Raw genomic sequence first — 26,697 nt, forward strand, 5'->3', positions numbered from 1 at the left:
TCCCAGCAGTGACCGCACCAGCAGTGCCCGTCCGCATAGCGATCGGGAAGACCGCGGTCCCCGCGTAGCACCGGAACGCAACGCAGCGGACCTGCGCAGTTCCAACCGCCCGGACCGCGACCGTTCACCGGAGATTGATCCGGATGTGACAGGCCAGGAACTGGACAAGGTAACCCGCGCCCAGCTTCGGATCCTCGACGAGCGCAACAACGAGTGGGTATCCAAGCACTTGGTCATGGCCGGGCGTTTGATCGATTTTGTTCCTGAGCTGGCTTTCGAGCACGCGCTGGCTGCAAGCCGTCGCGGTGGCCGTCTGGCCTGTGTCCGTGAAGCTGTTGCCATGACAGCCTACGCGGCAGGCAAGTACGGGGAAGCCCTGCGTGAATTGCGCACCTTCCGCCGCATCAGCGGTTCCAACGTCCACTTGCCGCTCATGGCTGACTGTGAACGCGGTCTGGGCCGACCCGACAAAGCTATTGACCTCATCCAGTCCGAGGACGCACAAACGTTGGACACTGCTGGCAAGGTAGAACTGGCCATTGTTGAATCCGGTGCCCGCGGCGACCTTGGCGAAATGGAAGCAGCCCTCTCAGCCCTGGAAATCCCGCAGTTGGATATCAACCGCGCCTTCTCCTTCAGCCCCCGCCTGTTCCGTGCCTACGGCATGGTGCTGCGCGCAGTCGATCGTAAGGATGAAGCCAAGACCTGGGAGCGCCAGGCACTTGTTGCTGAGGAAGCACTGGGTGTGGACGAGGGATTTGACCAGCTCATCATTGATCTGGGCGACGATGAGGACATCCCGTTGGAATCGCCGCGCGTTCGTGTTGCTGATGTCATGGAACCGGCCACCGCGCCGGTCATGGACGACGACGCCAAGGTACAAAGCGCCGAACTCACCTCAGAGGATGGGAGCCAGGACGAGGTCGATACCGATGACGCCGAGTCCTCCTACTTCGAATCCGATGATGCTGAATCAGACGCTGACAGTGTAGAAGAAGATGAGTTCAGCGCTGCTGAAGGCGAGGAATCAGATAATCCCAGCAGTGAGCACTAATATCTTGCTGACTGATTTTGATGCGGTATTGGCGGATCTGGATGGCGTGGTTTACGCCGGTCCAGCCGCCATTCCCGGGGCCATTGAGGCTCTGAATGGCCTTGCGGCCCGCAACGTCAAGCTGGCGTACGTAACGAATAACGCTTCACGTACGCCAGCGCAGGTTGCCGCGCATTTGCGTGAGCTTGGAGCTCCTGCCGAGGACGGCCAGGTGGTCAGTTCAGCCCAAGCTGGAGCGGCCCTTCTGGCCAAAAAATTCCCGGCTGGCACCAAGGTTCTGGTCACTGGCAGCACGGCTCTGGCCCAAGAAGTTCAAGCCTTAGGAATGAGTGTTGTTGCCAGTGCTCATGAGGCACCCGAGGTGGTTATTCAGGGCTTTGACCCGTCCCTTGGCTGGGCAGATCTGGCCGAAGCTACCTACGCCATCAACGCAGGTGCTGTGTGGATTGCTACCAATACCGACATGACCATTCCTCGTGAGCGTGGCATTGCCCCGGGGAACGGGACCTTGGTCGCAGCGGTTCGGGCCGCCGTCGGGCATGATCCGTTAGTTGCAGGAAAGCCTGAGGCGCCCTTGTTTCATACTGCGGCGAGCCGGCTGCAGGTGCTGGCTCCGCTGGTTGTGGGCGACAGGCTGGACACGGATATTCTCGGCGGTAACAACGCCGGTATGGCCACGGCGCTGGTCCTTACCGGTGTTGATTCAGGGGACTCGGCGCTGCGGGCCCGTTCTGCGGAACGCCCGCACTTCATCATTGCGGACTTGGGTGGGCTATATGCCCCCTATCCGGAGGTGACATTCCACGCCGGCACACTCACCTGTGGTGCTGCTTCCGCACGCGTAGTTGTGGATCAAAGCGGGCGCCAAGGCGTGCAGATTGCTGGGCGTGCCGACGATCTCAATGCTTGGCGTGTTGCCTGTGCTGCATGGTGGCGGGCCGTTCCTGAGGCTGCACAGTCCACTGATCCGTTCCTTGACTGGTGCGTGGAACTCCCATGATTGAGCCCGTAACTGAGCCCACCACTGAGCGCGTGACCGTGCCCACTGGAGATCCGTCCGTGGACGCCCTCGTGGACCTGGCTGCATCAACAAGCCAGCTCTCCGCCGGTGAGCACAAAGCGGTGTATTCGGCCGTCATTGAGGGGCTGGAACGCGAACTGGATGCCGATCCCGCAACTGCGCCGGCCGGCACTCCCAGTAAGAACCGGGAGCTACCATGACCAGGCTGGATCAAGAACTCGTTAACCGCGGGCTTGCGCGCTCACGCACCGTGGCGGCAACGCTCATCAAGGCCGGGCGCGTGCAGGTGGGCGGCGCCACGGTCCGCAAGTCTGCGCTGAGTGTGGATGAGCACAGTGACATTATGGTGCTGCCAGGAACGGAAGAGGACTACGTCTCCAGGGCCGGACACAAACTGGCCGGTGCTTTGGCGTATTTCCCTGATGTGTCCATTGCCGGCAAGCGCTGCCTGGATGCCGGAGCGTCCACCGGTGGCTTCACCGATGTGCTCCTACGCCGGGGTGCCGCCACCGTGGCCGCCGTGGATGTGGGGCACGGACAATTGGTGGATTCGCTGCGCAATGATACTCGGGTGGCCGTCCACGAGGGGCTAAACATCCGCTACATGCTCCCGGAAGACATTGGCGGTCCAGCAGATCTCACGGTCTGCGATCTTTCCTTCATTTCCCTGACCCTTGTCATGGCGCCCTTGACGCTCTCAACCAAGGTGGGCGGGCAATTAGTCTTAATGGTCAAGCCACAATTTGAGGTTGGTAAGGACCGGCTGGCCCGGACAGGCGTGGTGAGTAGTGAGAATGAACGACGCCGGGCCGTGGCCCTGGTTGCCTCCGCTGCGGTGGCCAGTGGGCTACTTTTGGAGGGCATTGGGGTGAGTCCGCTGCCCGGGCAAGATGGAAATATTGAGTATTTCCTACTGGCCAGCCGTCTTGTGTCGGCGCCTGCACCTAAGATCGAAGAACAGGACCGCTCCGTGGAGACGTTATTGTCGCTACTCTGGCCCTGAGCCCTCACTGGGCGTTTGGAAAAACGGGCACAACAGCCCCACCAGAACAGCTACACGAGGATGAGGAAACAGCACATGACTCGGCGCGTCTTGATTCTGGCCCATACGGGCCGTGAAGAGTCGATGCTTGCAGCCCTTGAGGCGTGCGTGGAACTACATGCCAACAACATTGTTCCCGTCATGTACGGCGATGAACTTGCCGATATGACAGGTTACTTGGGTGTTTCCAGCGTCAACATGGAAATCCTTGACAGGGATGTCACGCTCGCCGAGATTGAACTTGTCATGGTGTTGGGTGGGGACGGAACCATTTTGCGCGCCGCCGAGATCGTCCGGGATTATGATGTCCCCTTGCTCGGGGTCAACCTGGGCCATGTGGGTTTCTTGGCGGAGAGTGAGCGAGAAGAGCTCATTCAGACGGTCTCCGCTGTTGTTCAACGCAGGTATTCCGTGGAGGAACGCATGTGCCTGGACGTTATTGTCAGGGTGGCCGGCAAGGTCATGGCTCATACCTGGGCGTTGAACGAGGTGGCTCTGGAAAAGGGCAACCGGGAACGCATGATTGAAGTTGTTACCGAAGTTGATGGACGTCCGCTGACCTCCTTCGGTTGCGACGGCGTGGTCATGGCCACCCCCACAGGGTCCACGGCCTATGCTTTCTCCGCCGGGGGACCTGTTGTTTGGCCCACCGTGGAAGCCCTGCTCATGGTCCCCATCAGCGCCCACGCCTTGTTTGCAAAACCACTCGTGGTGGCTCCCACCTCCACACTGGCCGTGGAAGTTTTGAGCCGCAACGGCGCGCATGGGGTCATTTGGTGTGATGGCCGGCGCACCGTGGAACTCCTGCCAGGGGCACGCATTGAGGTCACCCGCTCGGCGAAACCGGTGAAGTTGGCCCGAACCCAGCAATCCACCTTTTCCGAACGCCTGGTGCGCAAGTTTGAGCTCCCTGTCCAGGGCTGGCGCGGGCCCTCCGTGGAGGAGTCTTCGGTACCCACCACACAATTACCCATCATCAGAACGCCCAAGCCCAAGAGTCCTCTTGAGGGGCACCCGGCCGGGCAGATTCCCCAGCCCCCGGACCTGACCATTGTGACCCACACAGAGAGCTATTCAGGAACCACGGGATACTACGGGCAGGACAACGCATGATCGAAGAAATCCGGATCCGGGACTTGGGTGTCATCTCCGAATCCACCCTGCCGCTGGGACCTGGGCTCAGTGTGGTCAGTGGTGAAACCGGGGCCGGAAAGACCATGGTGGTGACCGCCGTCGGGCTCTTGTTGGGAAACCGCGCGGATGCCGGGGCCGTGCGCACAGGAGCCAAAACGGCCTCCGCGGAGGCAACTGTGACCCTGCCAGCGGGGCATCCGGCCCTGCTACGGGCTGTGGAGGCCGGCGCGGACCTTGACGAGTTCGACGGCGGTGCCGAGCTGATTCTGGCCCGCACCGTCAGTGCGGATGGACGCAGCCGCGCCCATGTGGGCGGACGCAGCGCCCCCATTGGTGTCCTCAGCGAAATAGGGGAGACCTTAGTTGCCGTGCACGGGCAGTCGGATCAGATCAGACTCAAGAATCCCTCAGCTCAACGTGTTGCCCTGGATAAGTATGCGGCGGAGGCCAACAAGGGCTTTACCGGAAAGCTGCGCAGTTACAAGAGTGTTTTTGAGCGGTGGCGGGCCGTCCAGGTCCAACTGCAGGAACTGCGTTCCGCGAGCCGGGAACGTCTGCGCGAAGCCGACTCCTTGACCACCGCACTGGCCGAGATTGATGCCGTTGAACCGCTTCCGGCGGAAGATGAAATCCTCAAGGCACAGGCCGTGAAGCTGGGCAACGTGGAGGAACTGCGCAAAGCTACTCTCGGCGCTCATGAGGCGCTCAGTGCTGCTGACTACGGTGACGGGTTGGATGCCATCACCCTCGTGGACAGTGCCAAACGGCAGGTGGAAGCGGTAGCTGACGCGGATGAAGAACTGGTGCAAACCACTAAGCGTCTCTCCGAAGTGGGCTTTTTATTGGCCGATATTGCCCGGGACCTTGCCAGCTATGCCACGAACCTGGACACGGAGGGCCCTGGCCGGCTGGCCGAGGTGGAGGACCGCCGCGGGGAGTTGGCCGTTCTGGTGCGCAAGTATGCTCCCAGCATTGATGAAGTCATTGAATGGGCAGATGCTGCACGGCTGCGCCTGAGCGAGCTCAGCGATGATTCTGGCCGGATTGAAACGCTGGAAGCCGAGGAAGTGGCTGCGCTGGCCGAACTGGGCGTGTTGGCGGGGGAGGTGAGCGCGTTACGGCACAAGGCTGGGGCGAAGCTTGCCAAGGCTGTCAGTGCCGAGCTGAAGGCTCTCGCCATGCCCGATGCCAGGCTGGTCATTGAGATTACTGGTGCCGAACGGAGTATCCACGGCGAGGATGACATCGCCTTCCTCTTGGCACCTCATGCCGGGGCTCTGCCGCGCCCCCTGGGTAAGGGGGCCTCCGGTGGTGAACTTTCCCGAGTGATGCTGGCGCTGGAAGTGGTGTTGGCGGCCGTAGACCCCGTTCCCACTTTTGTGTTTGACGAAGTTGACTCGGGGGTGGGTGGCAAAGCTGCGGTGGAAATTGGCCGCAGGCTTGCCATGCTCGCCGAGCACGTGCAGGTTCTGGTGGTGACGCATCTGCCCCAAGTGGCCGCGTTTGCGGACCATCACGTGTTGGTGACCAAGAGCTCTGTGAGCAAAAACTCAACAGGGATTACCACCAGCAATGTGAAGATTCTCAGCTATGAGGAACGGGTGGTTGAGCTGGCCCGTATGCTGGCAGGACAGGAAGATTCCGCCACGGCACAGGCCCATGCCAAGGAACTGTTGGCACAGGCCGCAAGGGTAGCAAAGTAAAAATAAGGGGTGGGTGCACAGAAATTGTGTACCGTTCGCGAACGTTTATTGGTTCATTAGATGATAGGCTCAAATCCCGTGGTGCAACGATCAAATTCCCGGTTCAGTGGTCAGTCCAAGACGACCAAACATATCTTCGTCACCGGCGGAGTCGCTTCCTCGCTCGGGAAGGGACTGACGGCTTCTAGCCTCGGTCACCTCCTGCGCGCACGCGGCCTCTCGGTAACAATGCAGAAGCTCGATCCCTACCTCAATGTGGATCCAGGCACAATGAATCCCTTCCAGCACGGTGAAGTCTTCGTCACTGACGACGGCGCCGAAACGGACTTGGACATTGGCCATTACGAGCGCTTCCTTGATGAAAATCTTGAAGGTTCTGCCAACGTCACAACAGGACAGGTGTACTCCACCGTTATTGCCAAGGAACGCCGCGGCGAGTACTTAGGTGACACGGTGCAGGTCATCCCGCACATCACTGATGAGATCAAGCGCCGCATGCGCCTGCCATCCGAAGGGGAGAACGCACCTGATGTGATCATCACCGAAATCGGCGGCACGGTGGGAGACATTGAGTCTCAGCCGTTCTTGGAGTCCGCACGCCAGGTGCGCCAGGACGTGGGCCGTAACAACGTGTTCTTCGCCCACGTCTCACTGGTGCCTTACATTGGCCCGTCGCAGGAACTCAAGACCAAGCCCACCCAGCACTCAGTTGCTGCGCTGCGCTCCCTAGGTATCCAGCCTGACGCCATCATCTTGCGGTCAGACCGTATCCTGCCCGACGCCATGCATGCCAAAATTGGCCGTGCCTGTGACGTGGATGTGGAAGCCGTCATTGGCTGCCCGGATGCTTCCAGTATTTACCAGATCCCCAAGACCTTGCACGAGCAGGGACTTGACTCCTACATTGTTCGCGCCCTGGACTTGCCCTTCAAGGACGTTGACTGGACCAAGTGGGACAAGCTGCTCGAAGTAGTGAACAACCCCGCACACCACATTGAGATTGCCCTGGTGGGCAAGTACATCGATTTGCCTGACGCCTACCTGTCCGTGACTGAGGCGCTGCGTGCCGGCGGTTTCGCCAACGCCACCAAGGTCAAGATCCGCTGGGTCCCCTCCGATTACTGCGCCACCGAGGCCGGTGCCCGCACGGCCCTGGCAGATGTTGACGCCATCTGCGTCCCGGGTGGGTTCGGCATCCGCGGTTTGGAAGGCAAGCTGGGCGCTTTGAAGTTTGCCCGCGAAAACCTGATCCCCACCTTGGGCCTTTGCCTGGGGCTGCAGTCAATGGTGATTGAGTACGCACGCAACGTTGTGGGACTCGAAGGGGCTTCCTCCTCCGAGTTTGACGAGGACCCGAAGTACCCGGTCATTGCCACCATGGAAGAGCAGCAGGACATCGTGGACGGCAAGGGAGATCTTGGCGGCACCATGCGCTTGGGACTCTACCCGGCGGTGCTCACGGAAGGTTCTGTTGTAGCCCAAACATACGGCACCACTGATGTTGCAGAACGTCACCGCCACCGCTACGAGGTCAATAACAAATACCGTGAGCAGATTGCAGCTGCTGGTCTTGTCTTCTCTGGAACGTCACCGGATGGCAAGCTTGTTGAATACGTAGAATTGCCTCGCGAGGTTCACCCGTACTACGTCTCCACCCAGGCACATCCGGAACTGAGCTCCCGGCCCACCCGCCCGCACCCGCTCTTTGCCGGACTGGTAGCGGCGGCCCTGGAGCGCCAGAACGCCACACGGTTGCTGGAGGGCTAGATGAGAGACCCTGGTACACCGCTGGCAGGGCCGGGTTCAACTCCTGAACAGGAGGACGGCTCGGGGCCCGTTGCGGATAAATTTAGCACCCGCACCTTGCGGTCCTCCTCGACGGTGTACCAGGGAAGAATCTGGGATGTTGTCTCAGATACCTTCAGTCTCACGCCGGACTCGGAGCCGCTGACACGGGACTATATTGCCCACCCCGGCGCCGTGGCAGTTGTGGTGCTCAATGAAGAAAATCAGGTCCTGTTATTGAGCCAGTACCGCCACCCGGTGCACATGGTTCTCTGGGAAATCCCAGCAGGACTCCTGGATGTTCAGGGTGAGGACTTTGTTGTTGGGGCTGCCCGGGAATTGGCTGAGGAAGCCGATCTTGTAGCAGCGCAGTGGCACGTCCTGACTGACTTTTTCAACTCACCCGGATCCTCCAGCGAGGCCATCAGGATTTATCTGGCCCGGGATCTTAGTCCCGTGCCGCAGGATCAACGCCATGTACGCACGGATGAGGAAGCCGAGATTGCATTCCGGTGGGTTGACTTAGCGGAAGCGGTTGAAGCAGTCCTGTCCGGACGCATCCACAACCCGTCCGCCGTCGTCGGAATTTTGGCGGCAGCACAGGCTAGCGCCGGCGGTTTTAGCCAGCTGCGTGATGCCCATGCGCCGTGGCCGGAACATCCGGCCCAGCGCGGTCAGTGAGTGCCACTGCACCTGCTGACGGGCCGGCGCGTCCGTCAGCGGTAGACCGGCACATCAAGGACTATTTACTGCACGTGAGTGTGGAGCGGGGCCTGGCTGCCAATACGCTCCAAGCCTATGAGCGCGATCTTCGCCGCTACGGACTTTTCCTGACAGCGGCTGGCGTGGACCAGGTGGAACAAATCACCCGGCGGCACATCAGTGAATTTTCCCAAGGTTTATCAGACGGAGCCGACGGCGGATCAGCCCTTGGTCTGCGCTCAGTGGCCCGCACCGTGGTTTCGGTGCGTGGCCTGCACAAGTTTTGGGCTCTCGAAGGCATCAGCACAGCCGACCCGGCCGCTGATGTCCACCCGCCCCAGGCCGGGCGCCGCCTTCCCAAAGCTATTAGCGTGCACAGTGTCACCCGCATTTTGGAAGCTGCCGGGTCGGAGACTCCTGCCGGCTTGCGGGATGCGGCCATGCTGGAATTTTTATACTCCACGGGAGCCCGCATCAGCGAAGCTGTGGGGTTGGATGTGGATGATCTTGTGCTGCCCACGGAATCTGATGCAGGGCCTTCCCTGGTCCGGCTCTTTGGCAAGGGTTCCAAGGAGCGGATAGTCCCGCTTGGCTCTTACGCTCTGCGGGCGCTGGAGGCATATTTGGTCCGGGGGCGGCCCGCCCTAGTGGCTAAGGGCCTGGGGACTCCTGCGCTTTTCCTGAACGCCCGGGGCGGACGAATCAGCCGCCAAAGCGTGTGGACCATCTTGAAAACAGTGGCAGAAAAGGCCCAGATCGAAGGTGAGGTCTCACCCCACACCTTGCGTCATTCCTTTGCCACGCACCTGCTTGAAGGTGGCGCTGACGTCCGGGTGGTCCAGGAGCTGCTAGGGCACGCCTCTGTAACCACCACCCAGGTGTACACCTTGGTCACGGCGGAGACGCTGCGTGAAGTGTACGCTGCAGCGCATCCACGCGCGCTAGGCTAAAGGCTGGCGCGCGCGAATGGGCTGCTGAAAATCTCGCTAAAAGTCTCCCGAGGTAACGTTGCTACGCCGTGACGGCCAAGGCATCGATTTCCACCAGCATGACCTCGTGCGGCAGGTCCACGAAGACAGTGGTGCGTGAGGGCAGTGCGCCGCTGGGCACATTTTCCTTGATGAAATCGCCGTAAACCTCGTTCATGGCGGGGAAGTCCTCACGCTTTGTCAGGTAGACACGGAACATGATGACGTCCTCCACGGAAGAGCCGCCGGCCGCCAGAATGGCCTTCACATTTTCCAGCGTGCGGCGGGTCTGCACCTTCACATCCCCTGCACCAATGTACTCATTGGCAACAGGGTCCATGGGCCCCTGCCCTGAGACCTGGAACATATTGCCCTTCTTCACACCTTGCGAGAAGACGTAAGCAGGTGCCGGCGCGTTGGTGGTCAGTACTACTGTTTTTTCACTCATGGAGTGTTCCTTTCGGTGGAACCCAGCCCAGGTCTTTCGAAACGGCCTCGGTTGCGGTTATTAGTGGTGGCAACAATTTCAGGAGATCTTCATAGCTGAGCAGAACTACGGGCACGGAGATTGACGCTGCCGCCACCACCCGCCCGGAGGCGTCTCGGATGGGCGCAGCAATGCAGTGGACAAAGGACTCGTGCTCGGACTTATCATGTGCCCAGCCTTGTTCACGGACCAGCTCAAGTTCTGTCAGTAGTGCTTCCGGGCTGGTCAGCGTGTTCTCGGTCATCTGTACGTAGTCCAGTCCGGCGGCAATCTGTTCTTGTTGCTGGCGCGGCATATCGGCCAAAATCACCTTCGCCACGGCTGCTGAATGGAGGGCCGCCGTCAGCCCGATCCGTGAGTACATGCGCACCGGGTGGTGGGATTCGTACTTGTCGACGTACACCACTTCGGCCCCTTCCAACTGAGCCAAGTGAATGGTGTGGCCTGTGGTCTGGTTGATGGCGGCCAGGTGTGGGCGGGCCGCCAGGCGAATGTCGCGCTCCTCAAGGGCCTTGGCAGACAATTCGAAGAGCTTGCGTCCCAGCTGGAATTCACCGGCCCGGTTGCGGACCAAAAAATGCTCACTCTCAAGGGAGTGCAGCAGGCGCATGACGGTTGTCTTGTGGACGTCGGCGTTCGTGGCCAGCTCATCGAGCGTGGCTGGCCCATTGGCTAGTTGGGTGAGCAGGCCAAGGGCCCGGATTAGGCTCTGGCTCATGCCAGTCCCCCTGATAGTGCGGGGGAGTCGATCCGCCCCGGCGCCACATGGGTGCCCGCCCAGTCCGCTTCCGAGCAGGCCAGGATGCGCTCCAGTACCTCTGCCTCCGGTAGCGGGCCGCGGTCGCCGGGGACGGTGAGGGTGCAGGCCGCGCTGAGATGCCCACGCCGCAGCGAGGAGCGTTGGTCCAGGCCGCTGAGCATACCGCTGAGGTAACCGGCCGCAAAGGCGTCACCGGCACCAACAGGTTCCAGCACCGTGACGTTCAACGACGGCACTTCCACCCGTCCGCCGTCGCGCATGAGTGCAATGGCGGAGCTGGCAGCATTCTTGAGCACAATCACCGCCGTGTCCGGCAACAGGGCCCTGAGCTGCGCCTCGTCATTGGTGCCGAAGGCGGGCAGGGCCTCATCCGTACCAACAAGCACGACGTCGGACTGGTTGGCCAGGGTGCGCAGCACCGCCTTGTCCGTGCGGCGCCACAGTGCCTCGCGCCAGTTGACGTCGAAGGATACCAAGCGGCCGTGGCGCGGTGCGGTGAGGACGGCAGTGAGCATCTGGCGGCAGCCGGGGGAGAGGGCCGCAGTGATGCCACTGAGGTGGATCAGGCCGGCCGCTTCCAGCAGGGACGATACGGCCGGGTTGGTCAACATGGCCGGACTCATGGCGGAGGCGGCCGAGCCTTGGCGGTAATACAGCACCGAGCTTTCTGCTGTCGCGGAATTCAGCGCCGCCGGAACTTTCACATAAAGGCCGGTGGGCAGTTCCTCATCCATTTCCACCCCGCTGACACCCACTCCGTGGGAGGCGAGCTCGGCCAAGATGCGAATGCCAAAACCGTCGCGGCCGGTCCGGCCAACCCAGTGTGCCTCAACACCCATGGCGGCCAGTCCCATGGCCACATTCGACTCAGCGCCGCCCACTCCGTAATAAAGCTCCGTGGCTTCGGCCAGTGGCACGTTGCCAGTGGGGGTGAGCATCGCCATCGTCTCTCCGAGGCATACAACTGATGGCATGAACTGGTGCACTTTCTCTCTTGGGTGGGATGGTTCGCCGGGTTAGGGCAATGCCCGGCACATATTGTGGCCCGAATCTCATGGCCGCCTTGACTGGCGAATCCTGACCATGTTAGACATGTTCGTGGTGAGTTTGCAACTAGCGTTGCAGAATACGCAACCAGGCCACAGGGTTGGCCTGTGAAGGGACTATTGACAATGGGCAGCAACGCACCGTCATCGGACGGCACGAACATTTCAGGCACTAGCGCACCAGGCGCGAACACCTCAGGCATCAACGACGAACTGGTGGATGCCCTGGGTGCGCGGGAACTGGGGTGGTGCTACAAGGCCCTGCCTGCCGCCGCGCACGGCCGCAGCGCGGGCGACTACGTGGCCTCCGGAGTCTCCCTCGCCGAGCTGCAGACTCCCTTGCTGACACTTGACGCAGCAGCCATGGCAGCCAACGTAGCCCACATGGCTCGCTGGTGTGCGCAAAAGGGTGTGCTGATTGCCCCGCACGGCAAGACCACCATGGCCCCGCAAATGTGGCGGAACCAGCTCGAAAGCGGTGCCTGGGGGATCACGTTGGCCAACGCGTCCCAGCTGCGCGTGGGCCATGAGTTTGGCCTGCGCCGGGTCATGCTCGCCAACTCCCTGACGGATCCCCAAGCCATCACCTGGCTAGCCGGGGCACAGGGGCCCGATTTCTCTGTGGTCTCATGGGTTGACTCCCTGCAGACCGTGGCGTTGCAGGAAGGCGTCCTGGCCGGTAGCCCCGGCGCCGTACTGGATGTCATCGTTGAGCTTGGTGGGGCAGGCGGGCGCACAGGTGTGCGCAGCATTGCCGGGGCACTTGAGATTGCCCGTGCCATCCGCGCCGCCACCCACCTGCGCCTGGTTGGCGTGGGCGGCTACGAGGGCTCCCTCGCACACACGGCCGACGTCGGAGACCTCGCCACTGTGGGCGGCTACCTTTCGGGTGTGAAGGAGCTGCATGAGCAGCTGCTGGCCGAGGGGCTATACGCTCCCGGTGCCGAGCTCATTGTCACGGCAGGCGGCAGCGCATACTTTGACGACGTGGTGAACGTGCTGGGCTCCTGCCGTGCCGAGGCAACAGATAGCAGCCCCCAGATTGATGTCATTATCCGCAGTGGCGCCTACATGGTCCACGACGACGGCTTCTACAGGGGCATTTCACCCTTCGCTCGCGGCGGAGAAGCAGCAGCCGGACAGGCCCCCTTTGCTTCGGCCATGCACGCGTGGGCGCGGGTTGTCTCCCAGCCTGAACCCGGCCTTGCCATCCTTGACGCCGGCAAGCGCGACCTGCCTGTTGACGAAGGACTGCCGGAGCCACAAATGCTCGGCACTACCCTGGGCGGGCCCCTGGAAACCCTGCACGGAGCCTCCATCAGCGCCGTCAACGACCAGCACTGCTTCCTGCGTTTTGACCCCGCCACAACCACCGTCGCCCTTGGCGACGTGGTCCGTCTGGGCCTCTCCCACCCCTGCACGGCCTTCGACAAGTGGACACTGATCCCCGTCCTGGCTAACACGGCGCACCCAGAGACCGCGCACCCAGAGGCAGCAAATTCCAACGGCTACCAGCTCGTGGATCTCATCCACACCTTCTTCTAAGCCATGGATATCAACAACAACCAGGCCAGCACTGCCGAGCGGACCATCATCAGCAATGCCACTGTCGTGGACGGGAGCGGGGCGCATGGGTTTCTGGCAGACGTGGTGCTTGAAAATGGTGCGATCCACCAGATAGCCGCACCGGGTAGCCATGCCGGCCAAGCGGGCGTTATCGATGCCACTGGCCTTGTCTTGAGCCCCGGATTCATTGACATGCATGCCCATTCGGACCTGCAACTTTTCCTGGCACCGGGCCACTATGCCAAGCTCAGCCAAGGCGTCACCACCGAGCTGCTGGGCCAGGACGGGCTCTCCTACGCACCCATTGACGACGCCACCCTCACAGGTGTGCGGGCGAAGATTGCCGGCTGGAATGACAACCCGGAAGACTTTGATTTCTCGTGGCGCACAGTGGGGGAGTACCTGGACCGGCTCGATCAAGGCATTGCCACGAACGCCGCCTACCTTGTCCCACAGGGCACTGTCAGGGCCATGGTTCGCGGCTTCCACGACGGTGCAGCAACCCCGGAAGAGGTGGCAGCCCAGCAAGGGATCATCCGCACCGCCATGGAGGAAGGCGCCGTAGGCATGTCCTCCGGGCTGACCTACACGCCCGGAATGTACGCAACCACGCAGGAGTTGGCACATCTGTGCTCCACTGTGGCGGATTTTGGTGGTTTCTACGCCCCGCACCACCGCTCCTACGGCAAGGGCGCGCTCGAGGCTTACGGCGAAATGATCGAGCTCAGCCGCACAACCGGCTGCGCCCTGCACCTCTCCCACGCCACCATGAACTTCGCCCCCAACAAGGGCCGTGCCCCCGAACTTCTCGGGCTCATCGACCGAGCCTTGGACGAGGGCGTGGACATTACCTTGGACACGTACCCCTACCTTCCCGGAGCCACAACCCTCTCGGCTATCCTGCCCAGCTGGGCGTCCGCCGGCGGGACCGAGGCGACTATGGCGCGGCTGCGTGATGCGCACACACTGGCCCGCATCCGCGAGAACGTGGAAATCTACGGTTCGGACGGTTGCCATGGGGTGGTTGCGGAATGGGGAACCCTGGAAATTTCAGGAGTCAAAAATCCTGAGCTGGATGCTTGCGTAGGTAAAACCATTGAACAAATTGCTGCGGAGATGGGGGAAGACCCCTTTGACACCTTTGTGCGGATCTTGCTGCAGGACAGCATGGCAACCGGCATCCTGCAGCATGTAGGGCACGAGGAAAACGTCCGGGACATCATGGTTCACCGTACTCACTGCGGCGGCAGTGACGGCATCCTTGTCGGGGCGAAACCGCACCCGCGGGCCTGGGGCACGTTCCCGCGCTTCCTTGGCCACTACAGCCGGGAGCTGGGACTGCTCAGCCTTGAGGAAATGCTCCATCACCTCACAGGGCGCCCCGCAGCACGGCTGAAACTTGTGGACCGCGGCTTGATCCGTGAGGGGTACGCCGCCGATCTAGTCCTTTTTGACCCAAAAACCATCAATGCCACAGCAACATTTCAAAACCCGCGGCAGCCCGCTGCGGGCATCCACTACGTCTTTGTCAACGGCATTGCCGCCATCGAAGCGGGCACACCCACCGGCGCCCTCGCCGGCCGGGCACTGCGCCGCACTCCAGAAGGAACCCGCCCCACACCATGAACGCCACCGAATTCATTGCCCGGCTCGAAGATGACCGCACCCTCGCTGTGGTCCGTGCCCCCAAAATTGCCGATGCCGCCGAACTCTGCCATGCCCTCGTGGCTGGCGGCATCAACAGCGTCGAACTGACATACACAACCCCGAACCTGCTCCAGCACCTTACGCGTGCGGCCGGAACTGCCTCCCAACACGGCGCCGTCGTCGGCGTGGGCACAGTCTTGACGGCCGAGCAGGCCAAGGCTGCAATTGACGCTGGCGCGCAATTCCTGGTCACCCCGGGGCTCCGGCCCGAGGTGGCCCAAGTGGCCGTCGCTGCTGGCATCCCCTTCGCCATGGGGGCTATGACCCCCACCGAGGTGGCCATGGCGCTGGACCTAGGCTCCGCCGTCGTGAAGATCTTTCCCGCCAGCGCCATGGGCCCGTCATACCTGAAGGACCTGCAGGGCCCTTTCCCCGGCATCAAGCTACTGCCCTCAGGCGGCATCAATTCAGCCAATGCCAAGAACTTCCTCGACGCCGGGGCACTTGCCGTCTGCTGCGGCACGGCCGTGGTGCCGCCTGCCGTCGTAGCCGCCGGCACATGGACAGAGATCACAGCCCGCGCCGGCGCCTTCACCGCAATCCTTTCCTAATCAACTATTCTTTGGATAATTTCATATGACAAGTTTCATCAACTGGCTCCACCACGACACGGCGGGGCTGTTGCTTCTTGCTGCCGTGGGCATTGCCGTCCTGCTCATCCTGATCATCAAGGTCAAACTCGAACCCTTCATTGCTCTGCTGGTGGTGGGCGTCCTCGTGGCTCTGGCCGGCGGAGTTTCCGTGCAGGATCTGGTGGGCTCAGCCACCAAGAGCAGTGACGCCATCATTGAGAAGGGTTTCGCCGGGATTCTCGGTCACATCACTGTCATCATTGGTTTGGGCACAGTGCTGGGCGCCATCCTGGAACGCTCCGGCGGCGCCGAGGTCCTCATGGGCCGACTGGTAAAACTCTTTGGCGAAAAGGGCACCCCCCTTGCCATGGGTGTCACCGGCTTTGTGTTGGGCATCCCGGTCTTCTTCGACATTGGCATCTTTGTACTGGCGCCTCTGGTGTACGTTGCAGCGGTTAGGGGCGGGAAGTCACTTGTGCTGTACGCCCTGCCTCTGCTCGCGGGACTGTCCGTCACGCATGCATTCCTGCCGCCGCACCCCGGCCCGGTAGCCGCAGCCGGTCTGTTCCATGTGGACTTGGGCTGGCTCATCATCATGGGCCTGGCCTGCGGTATCCCCGCATGGTTTGCCTCCGGAATCCTCTGGGGAAGCTGGATTGGCAAGCGCGTCATGGTCAACGTCCCCGAAGACCGCGTCATTGATGAATCCGATGAGGCAAAGCGGATAGGTGAACCTGCCCTTGGCACCGTACTGCTCGCCATCGGCATGCCCATGCTCCTGATTCTCGGTGGCACGTTCGGGAACATCTTCGTGCCCGACGGCGGATTGCGCACCGCCCTGCAGTTCGTGGGAAACCCGGCCATCGCCTTGACCATTGCCGTGCTGCTGGCCATGTGGTTGCTGGGCACCCGGCGTGGCATGAGCCGCGAAGAGTTGGCCGAGCTGACCTCCAACTCCTTGCGCCCTGTTGGCATGATCCTGCTCGTTGTGGGCGCCGGCGCATTCTTTGGTGCCGTGCTGGGAGCAACAGGTGTGGGCACCGCCGTTGCGGATTCTCTTGCCACTGCCGGGTTGCCGTTGCTGCTCTCTGCCTTCGTCATAGCGGCCGGCATGCGGATCGCTCAAGGTTCGGCCACCGTTGCCATTGTGACCACGGGCGGCATCTTGGCCCCCAGCGTCCTTGCAGCCGGGTATTCACAGCCGCAACTGGCGCTGCTGGTCATGGCCATCGCCTCCGGGTCAGTCATTGCCAGCCACGTGAACGACGGCGGTTTCTGGATCATCTCCAAGTACTTCAACATGTCCGTCAAGGACACCCTGAAAACCTGGACGGTGCTGGAAACGGTCCTGTCCGTAGTTGGCTTCGGTATGGCTGCACTGCTCTGGCAGTTCGTCTAACAGAACACAGAATACTGAACGCGAAGGCTCCCGGACACATTGTGTGTCCGGGAGCCTTCGCGTTCACGCACTTGTTCAGGTGTATTGGCCAGAGGGCCACGCTTATTTCAGTGCAGCATTGCTGCGGCCTTGCGTGAGCCGAGCTTGACGGAGATCTGCAATCCCGCCTGTGCAGCCATGGGACCCACCTCCCGCACCTTGGCGGGGGTCATGCGTGAAGTCAGTGAGGACACGCTCAGGGCAGCAACAACCATGTCATCGTGGTTGAAAATGGGCGCGGCCACGCACCGGACCTCGGGCTCGTTTTCACGGTCATCAATGGAGTACCCGCGGCGCCGCACCGAGCTCAGTTCAAGCCGGAGCAGTTCCGGATCTGTGATGGTTTTCGAGGTGATGGCTGCCAGCGGTACCGAAAGGATGGGGGCCACAACTTCCTCCGGGCTGTACGCCAAAATAGCCTTGCCCACGGCCGTGCAATAGGCGGGCATTGAGGCTCCAATCCGGGAAGCCATGCGCACTGTGGCCTGGTCTTCAACCTTGTCCAGATAGACCACGTCATGGCCTGAGAGAACCACCAGGTGGACGGTGTTCGCCGTCATGCGCATGAGGGCACGTAGTTCTTCATTCGCGGCGCTGCGCAGATCCAGGGAGTCAAGATAAGACTGGCCCAACCGCAAACTGCCAAAACCCAGCCGGAACCTACCGCTCACCCTGTCCCGCTCAATGAGGTTCTTTTCCATGAGCGGCGCGGCAAGGCGCAGCACGGTGCTCTTGTTGACGCCGGAGAGTTCCGCCAACTCTGCCAAAGCCAGGCCCTCCGGAGAGGGGTGGTCCGAGACAACCGCTAGCAGCAACAGAGCCTTACGCAGTGAAGAAGAGTCATTGCGTTTCTCGCCTACTGTGCCGCCAGTTGCCGCTGTTCCCGCAGCGTCCACGGCAGTCATGATGTTATACCTTCCACGCCAACGGCAGCATGGCTCGCACGGAGTTCCTGCTCGTAGTCGCGCTTCCAGCCGGCTATCCCGGGGCGCTGTTGCCACGGGTGGGGGCCGTCCAAAGGACGGAACGCCACTCCCATGGCTGCCAGCCGGTCCAGGTGGCTGGACTCCAGCCGGTGCCGGAAGTCACTGAAGTCACGGTGATCGGGATTGGACCAGAACACCTCGGCTATGGCACTCAACCGTGGGTATGCTGCGTAGTCCACATGACGGGCAGTGGGCAGGTGTTCGGTCCAAATGTTGGCTTGCGCCCCCAAAAGACGGCCCGGGTAGTCCCGTCCTGCCGTGTCAGGCATCGGCTCAAATCCGTACACGGCTTCCAGCGAAGTAACGAAGCCCACCGGGACAGGTTCGCCGTCGCCGTCGGCCTGCCGGTGATCAAGGTAAAGCTTGTGTTCCGGGCACATGACCACGTCATGGCCACCGGCCAAGGCATCCAGCCCGCCTTGGTATCCGCGCCAGGAATGCACCAAAGTGCCTTCTGGCAGGCCAAAGTCGCCCACCTCATCCCATGCTGCACATTTGCGCCCCAAGGTGTGCAGATGCGCAGCTAGCTGGCCAATGAACCAGCCGTGCAGTTCCGCTACGGAGCCCAGACCGAGTTCGGCAGCGCGCTGGCGGGCGAACGCGCTAGATTCCCACTGATCACTTGGCACCTCGTCCCCGCCCAGGCTAATCCAGGGGGAGGGGAAGATCTCCGCAACCTCTTCGAGGACATGGCGGTAGAAGGTGATGGCAAAGTCCGTGGGCTCAAGGACCGTAGTGTTGATGCCCCACCGCGTCCACACCTCCAGTGCCGCACCGGCCGGCCCCAAATCCGGGTAGGCGGCAATGGCGGCCTGGCTGTGCCCGGGAACATCAATTTCCGGAATGACCGTGATATTGCGTTCGGCTGCGAAAGCCACAATCTCCCGCAGATCATCCTGGGAGTAGAAACCGCCGTGCGGTTGGCCGTCAAAAACCCCGGCACGCCACGCACCCAGAGATGATTCGCGCCGCCACGCACCCACCTCCGTCAGTTTCGGGTAGCGATTGATATGAATACGCCACCCTTGATCATCCGTGAGGTGCAGGTGCAGAACGTTGAGTTTGTGCATTGCGGCCACTTCAATGAACCGAAGCACATCATCCTTGGGCTGGAAGTGGCGGGCCACATCCAGCATCACGCCACGATAGCCAAACCGCGGCTTGTCAGTGATGGTCACCGCTGGCAACTGCCAGCCGCCGGCAGGGGCTACGGAAGCTTGCCGGAAGGCGCTGGTGCCCAGTAACTGCAAGAGGGTCTGTGCAGCATAAAAAGCCCCGGCCTCAGAGGAAGCAGAAATCTGCACGGAACGCTCAATGCTGAGCGAATACTCTTCCGGCGCAAGAGAGCTGTCATAGGCGAAGGTGATGGTTGCACCGCTGGCCGAGGCCGCAGGCAGATCCCAGCCGGTTGCGGCGCCCAGTGCGCGGGCCAACCACCGCCTGGCACCGGCAAGTTGCGGGCAGGAGGCCAAGGAAGTGCCAGAGTTCAGCTCCAAGACCTCTCCGGAGGGTTCGGCAATCACTGACCATGGACGGGGGACCAAGAGATGGGATGTCAAGGAAAATCCTTCGTAAAGTGCAAAAGGGTGGTTTACATGTCTGCCTGCTGCAAGGTTAGCCCTTGACTGCGCCGGCGAGCCCTGACACCAATTTGCGTTGGACAGCGATGAAGAAAATCAGGACAGGAATGGTCATGATGACCGAGCCGGCCATGATGGCACCCCAATCGTTTTGATCTGGTTTGAAAAACGTCAACAGAGCCATGGGCATCGTGGAGTTTTCCTGGGCCGAGATGATGAACGTCTTTGCGAACAGGAAATCATTCCACGTGGAGATAAAGGAAAACACAGAACAGGCCACTACGCCGGGGGCGACGAGGGGGAACAAGACTGAGCGGACAAAGCGGAAGCTGCTGGCGCCGTCGAGCTTGGCAGCCTCTTCCAACTCGATCGGGACAGCAGCAACAAAGCCGCGCAGCATCCAGATGGCGAAGGGGATGGAGAAACCCATGTGGACAAGGATCAAGGAGCCCAAATGGTTCAGCCCGATGGCCGGGATCGCGTCGCCGAAGCCCTTGAACAGGAAAAACAACGGGATGGTCAGAGCCTCGATGGGCACCATCTGCGCAACCAGGATGATGATGAGCAGCTTGGTGCGCATTTTAAAGTTGTACCGGGTCAGCGCCACAGCCGCCAGAAATGCCAGCGCAGTGGAGAGCACCACCACGCTCAGTGCCACAATCAGGGAGTTCATGAAGTACTGGCCGAAATTGTTCACACTGAGCACCCGGGCGAACGAGTCAAGCGACGGGGTCAGCGTCCATGGAGTGGAGTCACCGGCGTCGAGCGCGGTTTTGGGTTTTAGCGCTGATAGAACCATCCAATACAGCGGGAACGCGACGACCGCGGCAATGATGACGCCAATCAGGTTCACCCCGATGTTCTTCGGTGGCTTCTTGGTGCTCGGAGTGCGTTGCCTGGCGGGGGCCGCGATGGGAGCCTTGATGCTGGTTTCGAGTGTGGTCACAGTACTTCACCGTTCCTTTTGAGCAGGCGCAGATAAACGAGGGTCACGACGAGCAGGATCAGTGTCATGATGACCCCAATGGCCGAGCCCAGTCCGTAGAGGCTGGCGGCGAAGGCCTGTTGATAGGAGTACACGTTCAAAACCATGTTTTGCCCCGCAATGCCGCCGCCGTTTGTCATGACGTAGATCTGGGAGAAGACCTTGAAGTTCCAGATGATGGACTGGATGGTGATGATGATGACAATGGGGCGCAGCATGGGCAACATGATCGAGTAGAAAATACGGGGGAGGGAGGCGCCGTCGAGCCTGGCAGCCTCGATGGTTTCCGTGGGCACAGCCTGGATTCCGGCATAGAGGGTCACCATGACAAAGGGGAAAGAACACCACACTACTTCGCTGGCCACCAAGCCAAAGGCCGTCCACTTCTCATAGGTCCAGGAGAAGTCGTTGAACCCGGACAGGCCAACACCTATCAGTACCTTGTTGATCAGGCCCTGGGTGGAGTCAAAGAGGAACAGCCACACGGCACTGCCTGTCACGGCGGGTGTTGCCCATGCGCCCAAGGACACGGCAAAGAGAACTGTCCGCACCCAGGGGCGCAGGCGGGAGGCGAACACTGCCAGGGCGCCGCCCACTAGAAGCGTCAGCACCACGCAGGCACTGGCGAAGATGACGGTGTCGCGCAGGACGGTCCAAAACTCAGGATCGCCCATGAGGATTCGGTAGTTTTCCAGACCAGTGAACACGAGCGGGGCGCTGCCACTGACCTGGGCCTGTCGGTAGTCGTACAGGGACATGTTGATGAGCTGGTACAGCGGATAGCCCAGGAGGGCTATCAGGACAATGAGAGCTGGAGCCAAATACAGCCAGTGTTCAACCCGGGATGCCCCGCTGACGCGCTTCTTGCGCATCAGCGGGGCAGTGGGTTTCTCGTCCTGCAGGGAAGGCGCAGCGGTGACGGGAAATTGAGTGGACATCAAAAACAGCCTGTCTGGAAGGTGGTGGGCACTACTACTTGGCTTCGAAGATCTTGTTCATGGCGGCAGCGGCATCTGCGCTCGCCGTCTCGACGTCGGCCTTCCCAGTGACAATCTGCTGGTACATGCCGGTGAAGATGCCCTTGGCGTCAATAGTTGACCAGGTGTCTGTGATTGGCACGAAGTTGGTTCCGGCAGCGATCGTGTCAATGAAAGGGGCCACGTAGGCGTTGTCCTCTGCCACGCTCTTCTGTACGTCGCTAAATGTTGGCAGGTTACCCATCGCATCGAACATGGCCTGCTGGTTCTTCTTGCTGGCCAGCTCCTTCACAAAGTCAGCCGCCAGGGTATGGCGCTTGGAGCTCTTGAACACGCCCAGGTTGTTGCCACCTGCGAAGGCCGGGGCAATGGAGCCGGCGGTGAGGCCAGGAACGGGAACTACTGCGAACTTGTCCTTGAATTCACTTTCAGCAACGGCCTTGTAATTGAAGTCGCCACCAATCGTCATGGCAGCCTTGCCGGCAATGAACTGCTGGACGCTGGCGTTGCCACCAAATTCTGCGCAGGTCTTGGGCGGGCAAATATCGTCCTTGACCAGGTTCGTATAGGCCGTGATGCCTGCACGGGACTCTGCGGAGTCCAGACCGGAAGTGAACGTTCCCCCGTTATCGGCAGCAATGCTGCCACCATGGGCCCACAAGTACGGCATGGCTGAGAACTGTGAGGCGCCACCGACAGAGATGCCGAGTGTGTCAGGGTTTTTGGTGCGGATGGCGCGAGCTGCCGTCTCAATCTCGGCCAGGGTCTTGGGAACTTCGACGCCGGCCTCCTTGAGCAGGTCTGTGCGGTAGTACAGGGCCCGGACGCCCACGAACCACGGCACACCGTAGTTCTTGCCGTCAATGGCGGTTGTTTCAAGGACCTTGGGGTCCAGATCCTTGCCTTCATCCCATGCTTCAATGTCCGCAGTCATGTCGGAGAGGCCACCTGCTGTGACGTAGCTGGCCAGGTCGGTGTTGCCGAATTCGGCCACGTCGGGTGCGCTGGAAGGGTCGTTGAAGGCGGCTTTGAACTTCTCGGCGCGGGTGTCAACAGGGATGTACTGGACATCTACTGTGACGTTCTTGTGTTTGCCCTCGAAGGCGGCAATGGTGTCATCGACCACCTTTGACTTGGGGTCCTGGTTCACTTCCGAGAACAGCCAAACACGCAGGGTGCCGGTGGCCTCATCCTGGGATGAAGCAGCATTCTCCGAGGTGGGAGGAGCGCAACTGGTCAATGCCATGGCGGCCAATGCGGCCACGGCGAGGGTACGGGTGAATTTCACGGTGTCTCCATGGTTTTTGGTGGGGTGCGGTGATGACTGCAGGAACTGCAGTGAGCATGAGATGACCATAGGAGAGTGCCGGTGCGCGAATGAAGCCCAAAGATCAAAAGTTTCGCTATGCAAAACTAAGCTTCACCGGTTGGTTTTTGCAGATTGTTTGTGCTGCTCGCCACACAATGAAAATGTGTTTCATATTTACTGACTGTGAGCTGCTGCATATTTCCACAGTGGGGGACTATTGTGAAAGATTCCGCCAAAATCTGCGTAATTTTCTGCCGTCGGGGAGTTTCCTCCACTCGCTGCCGGATGTGAAAATGTGTCATCACGGCCGTGGTTGGACTCTTCTGGCAGGGCTGGAAGGTGTTTGTCCTCGCTGGACTACCGCCGGAGTGCGTTTTGTAAGGCAAAATCGGGTACCGCATAGCGCGTGCACCTTGTGCATGTCCGGAATGGGGCTGACCGGCACGGCGGACCGGCGCCTACCTAGCGGGCACTTTGACTGGGCACTGCGGCTGGGTGCTCCGCCCGCGTGGAGCACGGCATAAGCTGGGATCATGAGTGCTGCTGATGTAACCCTATGTTTCCTCCTCCGTGAAGGCCCAGCCGGAGAAGAAGTGCTGCTCGGTCTGAAAAAGACCGGGATAGGAACAGGCAAAGTGGTGGGGATCGGCGGCCATGTGGAGCCGGGAGAAAGCGTTGTCGCCGCTATCTGCCGTGAAGTCGCAGAAGAAACCTGCATAACCATTGAACCCATGGATCTTGTGCCCGCTGGGACTGTGGAGTTCCTCTTCCCGGCCAAGCCTTCCTGGGATATGTTCACCACGGTGTTCCTGTGCCGGGTGTTTGCCGGGGAGGCGCAAGAAAGCGAAGAGATTTCACCTCAGTGGTACCCCGTCCACGAACTGCCGCATGAACATATGTGGGCCGATGCCATTCATTGGCTGCCAGCATTTTTGACAGGGGAGCGCGGCCATTGGCGGGTTGAGCTCAATGACGACAATGAGACGGTGGCTTCAAGCGTGCACACGCCACCGCGTGGAGCCGTTCCGGGGGATCACTTCGGCAGCTAGCTAGCCGGTGCGGAGGCAGGTGCTGGAGCTGGTGCAGTGGTGGGAGCCGGAGGCAGGTGCTGGTGCTAAGGCTTGGCCACTGTGAGCAGGAACGCCGAATCTTCGAGGGCCTCCACGCTGTGACGGGCCAGTGGAACTACCAAGTGGTCACCGGGAGATCCCTCCCAAGAAACATCGCCAGCTCTCAAGACTAGCTTTCCCGCGATGACGTGAACTGTGGCTTCGCCAGGGTTGTCATGCTCGTCCAAGGAGGAGCCTGCCGTCAGGGCCACCATGGTCTGCCGCAGAACCCGCTCATGGCCACCATAGACAGTCCGAGCGCTGCGGCCGCTGCTTTTAGTCTTCGCGGAAGCCAAGAGCTCCCGTGCCAGTGCCGTCAGGGATGACTTTTCCATGATGCTCCTTGAAGAGGTGGGTTCAACAACGTCTCTTCACAGTACTCCGAAGCCGCCGTCTTCTCGCCCCACGTGGTGTGGGCCGTTGAGAGTGTCGGCATTTGTGTTGCCCGCCCGCCGGGGCTCATGGAGTTTTCCTATGCGCCAGTGAAGTGGCTGCGCGTGCGCAGCTGACACTGTTGCGCCGCGCCAGCACCCAACGTGGAGCATAAGAGAACTCGCCGGTTGCAAGCCTACAAACAGGTGTGGCGCAGCAACTGCCATCGAAATTTCGATGCAATTACTGCGCCACCGCTGGTGACAGCCGAGAATTTACGCCACGTGGCGCTCAGCAACACCGTTGTAAGCGCTCAAGGGGCGGATCAGGGCATTAGCCGCGCGCTGCTCCATGATGTGTGCCGTCCACCCGGTGATGCGTGAGGCGATGAACAACGGCGTGAACATGTCAGTATCGAAGCCCATCAGGTGGTAGGTGGGCCCGGCGGGGTAGTCAAGGTTGGGCTTGATAGCCTTGGCCTCGCCCATGGCCTCCTCCAGACCGTCGTAAAGGCCCATCATTTCCGGACGTTTGTAGTGCGTGATCATCCGCTCCAACGCAGCCTTCATGGTGGGCACGCGGGAATCGCCGTTCTTGTAGACCCGGTGGCCGAACCCCATGATCTTCTTCTTCGCGGCCAGAGCATCCTCCATCCACGCCTTGGCTCGGGTGGCGGCCTCCTCCCGCGATTCGTCGGAACGGATGCCCAGCTCCTCGAAGGTGTGCATAACTGCCTCGTTGGCTCCGCCATGCAGCGGGCCCTTGAGTGCACCGATTGCGCCGGTGACGGCCGAGTGCAGATCCGAGAGCGTGGAGGTGATGACCCGTGCCGTGAACGTTGAAGCGTTGAAGGAGTGCTCGGCGTAGAGGACCATGGAGACGCGGAACGCATCCACCACCTCGGGTGCCGCCTCTTCGCCGAAGGTCATCCACAAAAAGTTCGCTGAGTAGTCCAAATCCGTGCGAGGCTGAACAATTCCCAAACCACGACGGCGGCGCTGATCGTAGGCAACCACGGCAGGGAACTGTGCAAACAGTGACTGTGCCTTATCCAGCTCAGCCTCGGGGGAGGAGTCCTGTGCCAGGGCATGGTTGGCTCCCATGACGGAGACCGCTGTGCGGCCCACATCCATGGGGTGGCAATCCAACGACAATAGGTCAATGGCGGCCTTGACGCGTGAATCCAGTGACCGGTTGGCCCGCTCAAAGGCTTCAAAAACAGTCAGTTCCTCCTCGCGGGGCAGTTCGCCGGTCCACAGCAAAAGAGCTACTGCTTCAAAAGACTTGCTGGCTGCCAGCTCCTGGACCGGATAGCCGCGATAAAGCAACGAGTTTGAGTCCGGATTGACCTTGGAAATGGCTGTGTAATCGGCAATGACCCCGGCAAGACCCTTGCGTACTTCTTCTTCACTCACAGTGTGCACTCCTTCTTCATGCGACTTTGCATTGTGGATCCCTGTAGACCTAGAGGTTCGAGTTGTTGCTTTCGATGTCAAGACTGGGAATTTGGAAGTTGAAAATCCCAGTATCGAAGTGGTTGTACGCCTCATAGTCAACCAGATCATAAAGACGGGCCCGCGTCAGCATTTGTGGCACGGAACTTTCTTGTGTGCCGTTGGCAGCAATCGCGTCCAAAACCCGCTCGGCCGCACCCATGGCACTACGCAACAGCGTGACCGGGTAAATGATCATGGCAACGCCTGCCGCGGCCAAGGCATCCCTGGTGAACAACTCGCTCTTGCCAAACTCCGTCATATTCGCCAAAACCGGCACGTCCACAGCCTTACACACAGCCTCAAACTCCGCCACAGATTTCATGGCTTCCGGGAAGATCGCATCCGCCCCGGCATCAACAAGCGCCTTGGCCCGGTCAATGGCCGCATCCAAGCCTTCCACGGCACGGATGTCGGTGCGGGCCATGATCAAAAAGTTCGGATCGCGCCGGGCATCGGCGGCGGCGGCAATGCGCTTGATAGCCGTATCCAGATCCACCATGTTCTTCCCGTCCAGGTGGCCGCAGCGCTTGGGGTTGAACTGGTCCTCAATATGGCAACCAGCCAGCCCGGCATTTTCCAGTTCTTGGATGGTGCGGGCCACATTCATGGGCTCACCAAAACCGGTATCGGCGTCAATCAGGCACGGCAGATCCGTCATCCGCGCAATTTGCCCGCCGCGGGTGGCCACCTCGGTCAACGTGGTCATGCCAATATCTGGCAGGCCCAGATCGTTGGCGAGGACCGCGCCCGAGATGTAGACGCCGTCGAACTTCTTTTCCTCAATGAGCCGGGCTGAGAGCGGGTTGAAGGCGCCAGGGAACTGGCGTGCCGCGCCCGGAACCAGCATGGCACGCAGATCCCGGCGCTTCTCTTCAGCAGTTTTCTTGGAGTACAACAT

25 protein-coding genes are annotated in these 26,697 nt (G+C 60.8%); 14 read left to right on the forward strand and 11 right to left on the reverse strand.

Annotation, left to right across the window (positions count from 1 at the left end; genetic code table 11):
* From RY113_RS17370 to xerD, 9 genes are all read left to right on the forward strand, one after another.
* Positions 1-1,054: tetratricopeptide repeat protein (locus RY113_RS17370; RefSeq protein ID WP_396334260.1), on the forward strand; the 1,054-nt coding region annotated here is incomplete at its 5' end.
* The gene (locus tag RY113_RS17375; protein ID WP_315915643.1) at positions 1,044-2,054 is read left to right on the forward strand and encodes an HAD-IIA family hydrolase; all 1,011 of its coding nucleotides are present in this window, start codon (positions 1,044-1,046) and stop codon (positions 2,052-2,054) included. The genes RY113_RS17370 and RY113_RS17375, both read left to right, overlap by 11 nt.
* Complete coding sequence (locus RY113_RS17380) at positions 2,051-2,275, forward strand: hypothetical protein (protein WP_315915644.1); 225 nt, start codon at positions 2,051-2,053, stop codon at positions 2,273-2,275. The genes RY113_RS17375 and RY113_RS17380 overlap by 4 nt, the downstream gene beginning before the upstream one ends.
* On the forward strand, positions 2,272-3,078 hold the full coding sequence (locus RY113_RS17385; protein WP_315915645.1) for a TlyA family RNA methyltransferase: 807 nt from the start codon (positions 2,272-2,274) through the stop codon (positions 3,076-3,078). Before RY113_RS17380 ends, RY113_RS17385 begins: the two co-directional genes overlap by 4 nt.
* Positions 3,079-3,153: 75 nt before the next feature.
* Positions 3,154-4,230 carry an NAD kinase gene (locus tag RY113_RS17390; RefSeq protein WP_110105975.1) on the forward strand — a complete coding sequence of 359 codons (1,077 nt, stop codon included), beginning with the start codon at positions 3,154-3,156 and terminating at the stop codon, positions 4,228-4,230.
* Positions 4,227-5,954 (forward strand): DNA repair protein RecN, encoded by a 1,728-nt coding sequence (recN, locus tag RY113_RS17395; protein WP_315915646.1) that lies wholly within the window; start codon positions 4,227-4,229, stop codon positions 5,952-5,954. Before RY113_RS17390 ends, recN begins: the two co-directional genes overlap by 4 nt.
* A gap of 60 nt (positions 5,955-6,014) precedes the next feature.
* A complete protein-coding gene (locus tag RY113_RS17400; protein ID WP_110105977.1) occupies positions 6,015-7,721 on the forward strand; it encodes a CTP synthase in 1,707 nt (568 codons plus the stop codon).
* Positions 7,722-8,420, forward strand: coding sequence for an NUDIX hydrolase (locus tag RY113_RS17405; RefSeq protein ID WP_315915647.1), 699 nt, complete (start codon positions 7,722-7,724; stop codon positions 8,418-8,420).
* Positions 8,387-9,391: a site-specific tyrosine recombinase XerD gene (xerD, locus tag RY113_RS17410; protein ID WP_396334261.1), complete on the forward strand. Its 1,005-nt coding sequence runs from the start codon at positions 8,387-8,389 to the stop codon at positions 9,389-9,391. The genes RY113_RS17405 and xerD overlap by 34 nt, the downstream gene beginning before the upstream one ends.
* Before the next feature lie 61 nt (positions 9,392-9,452).
* On the opposite strand, the gene RY113_RS17415 is transcribed toward xerD, so the two are convergent.
* The 3 genes from RY113_RS17415 to RY113_RS17425 are packed head-to-tail and all read right to left on the reverse strand — an operon-like array spanning position 9,453 to position 11,630.
* Positions 9,453-9,857 carry a RidA family protein gene (locus tag RY113_RS17415; RefSeq protein ID WP_315915649.1) on the reverse strand — a complete coding sequence of 135 codons (405 nt, stop codon included), beginning with the start codon at positions 9,855-9,857 and terminating at the stop codon, positions 9,453-9,455.
* A complete protein-coding gene (locus RY113_RS17420; protein ID WP_110105980.1) occupies positions 9,850-10,614 on the reverse strand; it encodes an IclR family transcriptional regulator in 765 nt (254 codons plus the stop codon). Before RY113_RS17420 ends, RY113_RS17415 begins: the two co-directional genes overlap by 8 nt.
* A complete protein-coding gene (locus RY113_RS17425) occupies positions 10,611-11,630 on the reverse strand; it encodes a sugar kinase (protein WP_315915650.1) in 1,020 nt (339 codons plus the stop codon). The genes RY113_RS17420 and RY113_RS17425 overlap by 4 nt, the downstream gene beginning before the upstream one ends.
* 180 nt (positions 11,631-11,810) lie before the next feature.
* On the opposite strand from RY113_RS17425, the gene RY113_RS17430 reads away from it, so the two are divergent.
* The 4 genes from RY113_RS17430 to RY113_RS17445 are packed head-to-tail and all read left to right on the forward strand — an operon-like array spanning position 11,811 to position 16,946.
* Entirely contained in the window at positions 11,811-13,247 is a 1,437-nt protein-coding gene (locus RY113_RS17430; protein WP_315915651.1) for an alanine racemase, read from the forward strand.
* A 3-nt stretch (positions 13,248-13,250) separates the two neighbouring features.
* The gene (locus tag RY113_RS17435; RefSeq protein WP_315915652.1) at positions 13,251-14,894 is read left to right on the forward strand and encodes a D-aminoacylase; all 1,644 of its coding nucleotides are present in this window, start codon (positions 13,251-13,253) and stop codon (positions 14,892-14,894) included.
* Positions 14,891-15,526 (forward strand): bifunctional 4-hydroxy-2-oxoglutarate aldolase/2-dehydro-3-deoxy-phosphogluconate aldolase, encoded by a 636-nt coding sequence (locus RY113_RS17440; RefSeq protein ID WP_315915653.1) that lies wholly within the window; start codon positions 14,891-14,893, stop codon positions 15,524-15,526. The genes RY113_RS17435 and RY113_RS17440 overlap by 4 nt, the downstream gene beginning before the upstream one ends.
* Positions 15,527-15,551: 25 nt before the next feature.
* Positions 15,552-16,946 carry a GntP family permease gene (locus tag RY113_RS17445; protein WP_110105984.1) on the forward strand — a complete coding sequence of 465 codons (1,395 nt, stop codon included), beginning with the start codon at positions 15,552-15,554 and terminating at the stop codon, positions 16,944-16,946.
* A 107-nt stretch (positions 16,947-17,053) separates the two neighbouring features.
* Here RY113_RS17445 and RY113_RS17450 read toward each other — a convergent pair whose 3' ends face one another.
* The 5 genes from RY113_RS17450 to RY113_RS17470 all read right to left on the reverse strand — a co-directional run bounded on the left by RY113_RS17450 (position 17,054) and on the right by RY113_RS17470 (position 22,801).
* Positions 17,054-17,890 (reverse strand): IclR family transcriptional regulator, encoded by an 837-nt coding sequence (locus RY113_RS17450; protein ID WP_315915654.1) that lies wholly within the window; start codon positions 17,888-17,890, stop codon positions 17,054-17,056.
* Complete coding sequence (locus RY113_RS17455) at positions 17,887-19,530, reverse strand: beta-N-acetylhexosaminidase (RefSeq protein ID WP_315915655.1); 1,644 nt, start codon at positions 19,528-19,530, stop codon at positions 17,887-17,889. Before RY113_RS17455 ends, RY113_RS17450 begins: the two co-directional genes overlap by 4 nt.
* 55 nt (positions 19,531-19,585) lie before the next feature.
* The gene (locus tag RY113_RS17460) at positions 19,586-20,410 is read right to left on the reverse strand and encodes a carbohydrate ABC transporter permease (protein ID WP_315915679.1); all 825 of its coding nucleotides are present in this window, start codon (positions 20,408-20,410) and stop codon (positions 19,586-19,588) included.
* Positions 20,411-20,493: 83 nt separating this feature from the next.
* Positions 20,494-21,474 (reverse strand): carbohydrate ABC transporter permease, encoded by a 981-nt coding sequence (locus tag RY113_RS17465; protein ID WP_110105987.1) that lies wholly within the window; start codon positions 21,472-21,474, stop codon positions 20,494-20,496.
* Positions 21,475-21,508: 34 nt separating this feature from the next.
* Positions 21,509-22,801 (reverse strand): extracellular solute-binding protein, encoded by a 1,293-nt coding sequence (locus RY113_RS17470; RefSeq protein ID WP_315915656.1) that lies wholly within the window; start codon positions 22,799-22,801, stop codon positions 21,509-21,511.
* A 554-nt stretch (positions 22,802-23,355) separates the two neighbouring features.
* Here RY113_RS17470 and RY113_RS17475 point away from each other — a divergent pair.
* Entirely contained in the window at positions 23,356-23,871 is a 516-nt protein-coding gene (locus tag RY113_RS17475; protein ID WP_315915657.1) for an 8-oxo-dGTP diphosphatase, read from the forward strand.
* A 65-nt stretch (positions 23,872-23,936) separates the two neighbouring features.
* On the opposite strand, the gene RY113_RS17480 is transcribed toward RY113_RS17475, so the two are convergent.
* The 3 genes from RY113_RS17480 to prpB form a co-directional block, all read right to left on the reverse strand.
* Positions 23,937-24,266, reverse strand: coding sequence for a cupin domain-containing protein (locus RY113_RS17480; protein ID WP_110105989.1), 330 nt, complete (start codon positions 24,264-24,266; stop codon positions 23,937-23,939).
* 312 nt (positions 24,267-24,578) lie between these two features.
* Complete coding sequence (locus RY113_RS17485; protein ID WP_315915658.1) at positions 24,579-25,718, reverse strand: bifunctional 2-methylcitrate synthase/citrate synthase; 1,140 nt, start codon at positions 25,716-25,718, stop codon at positions 24,579-24,581.
* A 49-nt stretch (positions 25,719-25,767) separates the two neighbouring features.
* Positions 25,768-26,697, reverse strand: coding sequence for a methylisocitrate lyase (gene prpB / locus RY113_RS17490; RefSeq protein ID WP_315915659.1), 930 nt, complete (start codon positions 26,695-26,697; stop codon positions 25,768-25,770).

Source organism: Arthrobacter sp. lap29 (genome assembly GCF_032458965.1).
In the GTDB taxonomy this organism is placed as follows: domain Bacteria; phylum Actinomycetota; class Actinomycetes; order Actinomycetales; family Micrococcaceae; genus Specibacter; species Specibacter psychrochitiniphilus.

Bases quoted from the DNA above. Each gene is read 5' to 3' on its own strand.
- RY113_RS17380 (WP_315915644.1), top strand. From the start codon at position 2,051: ATGATTGAGCCCGTAACTGAGCCCACCACTGAGCGCGTGACCGTGCCC.
- RY113_RS17385 (WP_315915645.1), top strand. From the start codon at position 2,272: ATGACCAGGCTGGATCAAGAACTCGTTAACCGCGGGCTTGCGCGCTCA.
- RY113_RS17390 (WP_110105975.1), top strand. From the start codon at position 3,154: ATGACTCGGCGCGTCTTGATTCTGGCCCATACGGGCCGTGAAGAGTCG.
- recN (WP_315915646.1), top strand. From the start codon at position 4,227: ATGATCGAAGAAATCCGGATCCGGGACTTGGGTGTCATCTCCGAATCC.
- RY113_RS17400 (WP_110105977.1), top strand. From the start codon at position 6,015: ATGATAGGCTCAAATCCCGTGGTGCAACGATCAAATTCCCGGTTCAGT.
- RY113_RS17405 (WP_315915647.1), top strand. From the start codon at position 7,722: ATGAGAGACCCTGGTACACCGCTGGCAGGGCCGGGTTCAACTCCTGAA.
- RY113_RS17415 (WP_315915649.1), bottom strand. From the start codon at position 9,857: ATGAGTGAAAAAACAGTAGTACTGACCACCAACGCGCCGGCACCTGCT.
- RY113_RS17420 (WP_110105980.1), bottom strand. From the start codon at position 10,614: ATGAGCCAGAGCCTAATCCGGGCCCTTGGCCTGCTCACCCAACTAGCC.
- RY113_RS17425 (WP_315915650.1), bottom strand. From the start codon at position 11,630: ATGCCATCAGTTGTATGCCTCGGAGAGACGATGGCGATGCTCACCCCC.
- RY113_RS17435 (WP_315915652.1), top strand. From the start codon at position 13,251: ATGGATATCAACAACAACCAGGCCAGCACTGCCGAGCGGACCATCATC.
- RY113_RS17440 (WP_315915653.1), top strand. From the start codon at position 14,891: ATGAACGCCACCGAATTCATTGCCCGGCTCGAAGATGACCGCACCCTC.
- RY113_RS17445 (WP_110105984.1), top strand. From the start codon at position 15,552: ATGACAAGTTTCATCAACTGGCTCCACCACGACACGGCGGGGCTGTTG.
- RY113_RS17450 (WP_315915654.1), bottom strand. From the start codon at position 17,890: ATGACTGCCGTGGACGCTGCGGGAACAGCGGCAACTGGCGGCACAGTA.
- RY113_RS17465 (WP_110105987.1), bottom strand. From the start codon at position 21,474: ATGTCCACTCAATTTCCCGTCACCGCTGCGCCTTCCCTGCAGGACGAG.
- RY113_RS17475 (WP_315915657.1), top strand. From the start codon at position 23,356: ATGAGTGCTGCTGATGTAACCCTATGTTTCCTCCTCCGTGAAGGCCCA.
- RY113_RS17480 (WP_110105989.1), bottom strand. From the start codon at position 24,266: ATGGAAAAGTCATCCCTGACGGCACTGGCACGGGAGCTCTTGGCTTCC.
- prpB (WP_315915659.1), bottom strand. From the start codon at position 26,697: ATGTTGTACTCCAAGAAAACTGCTGAAGAGAAGCGCCGGGATCTGCGT.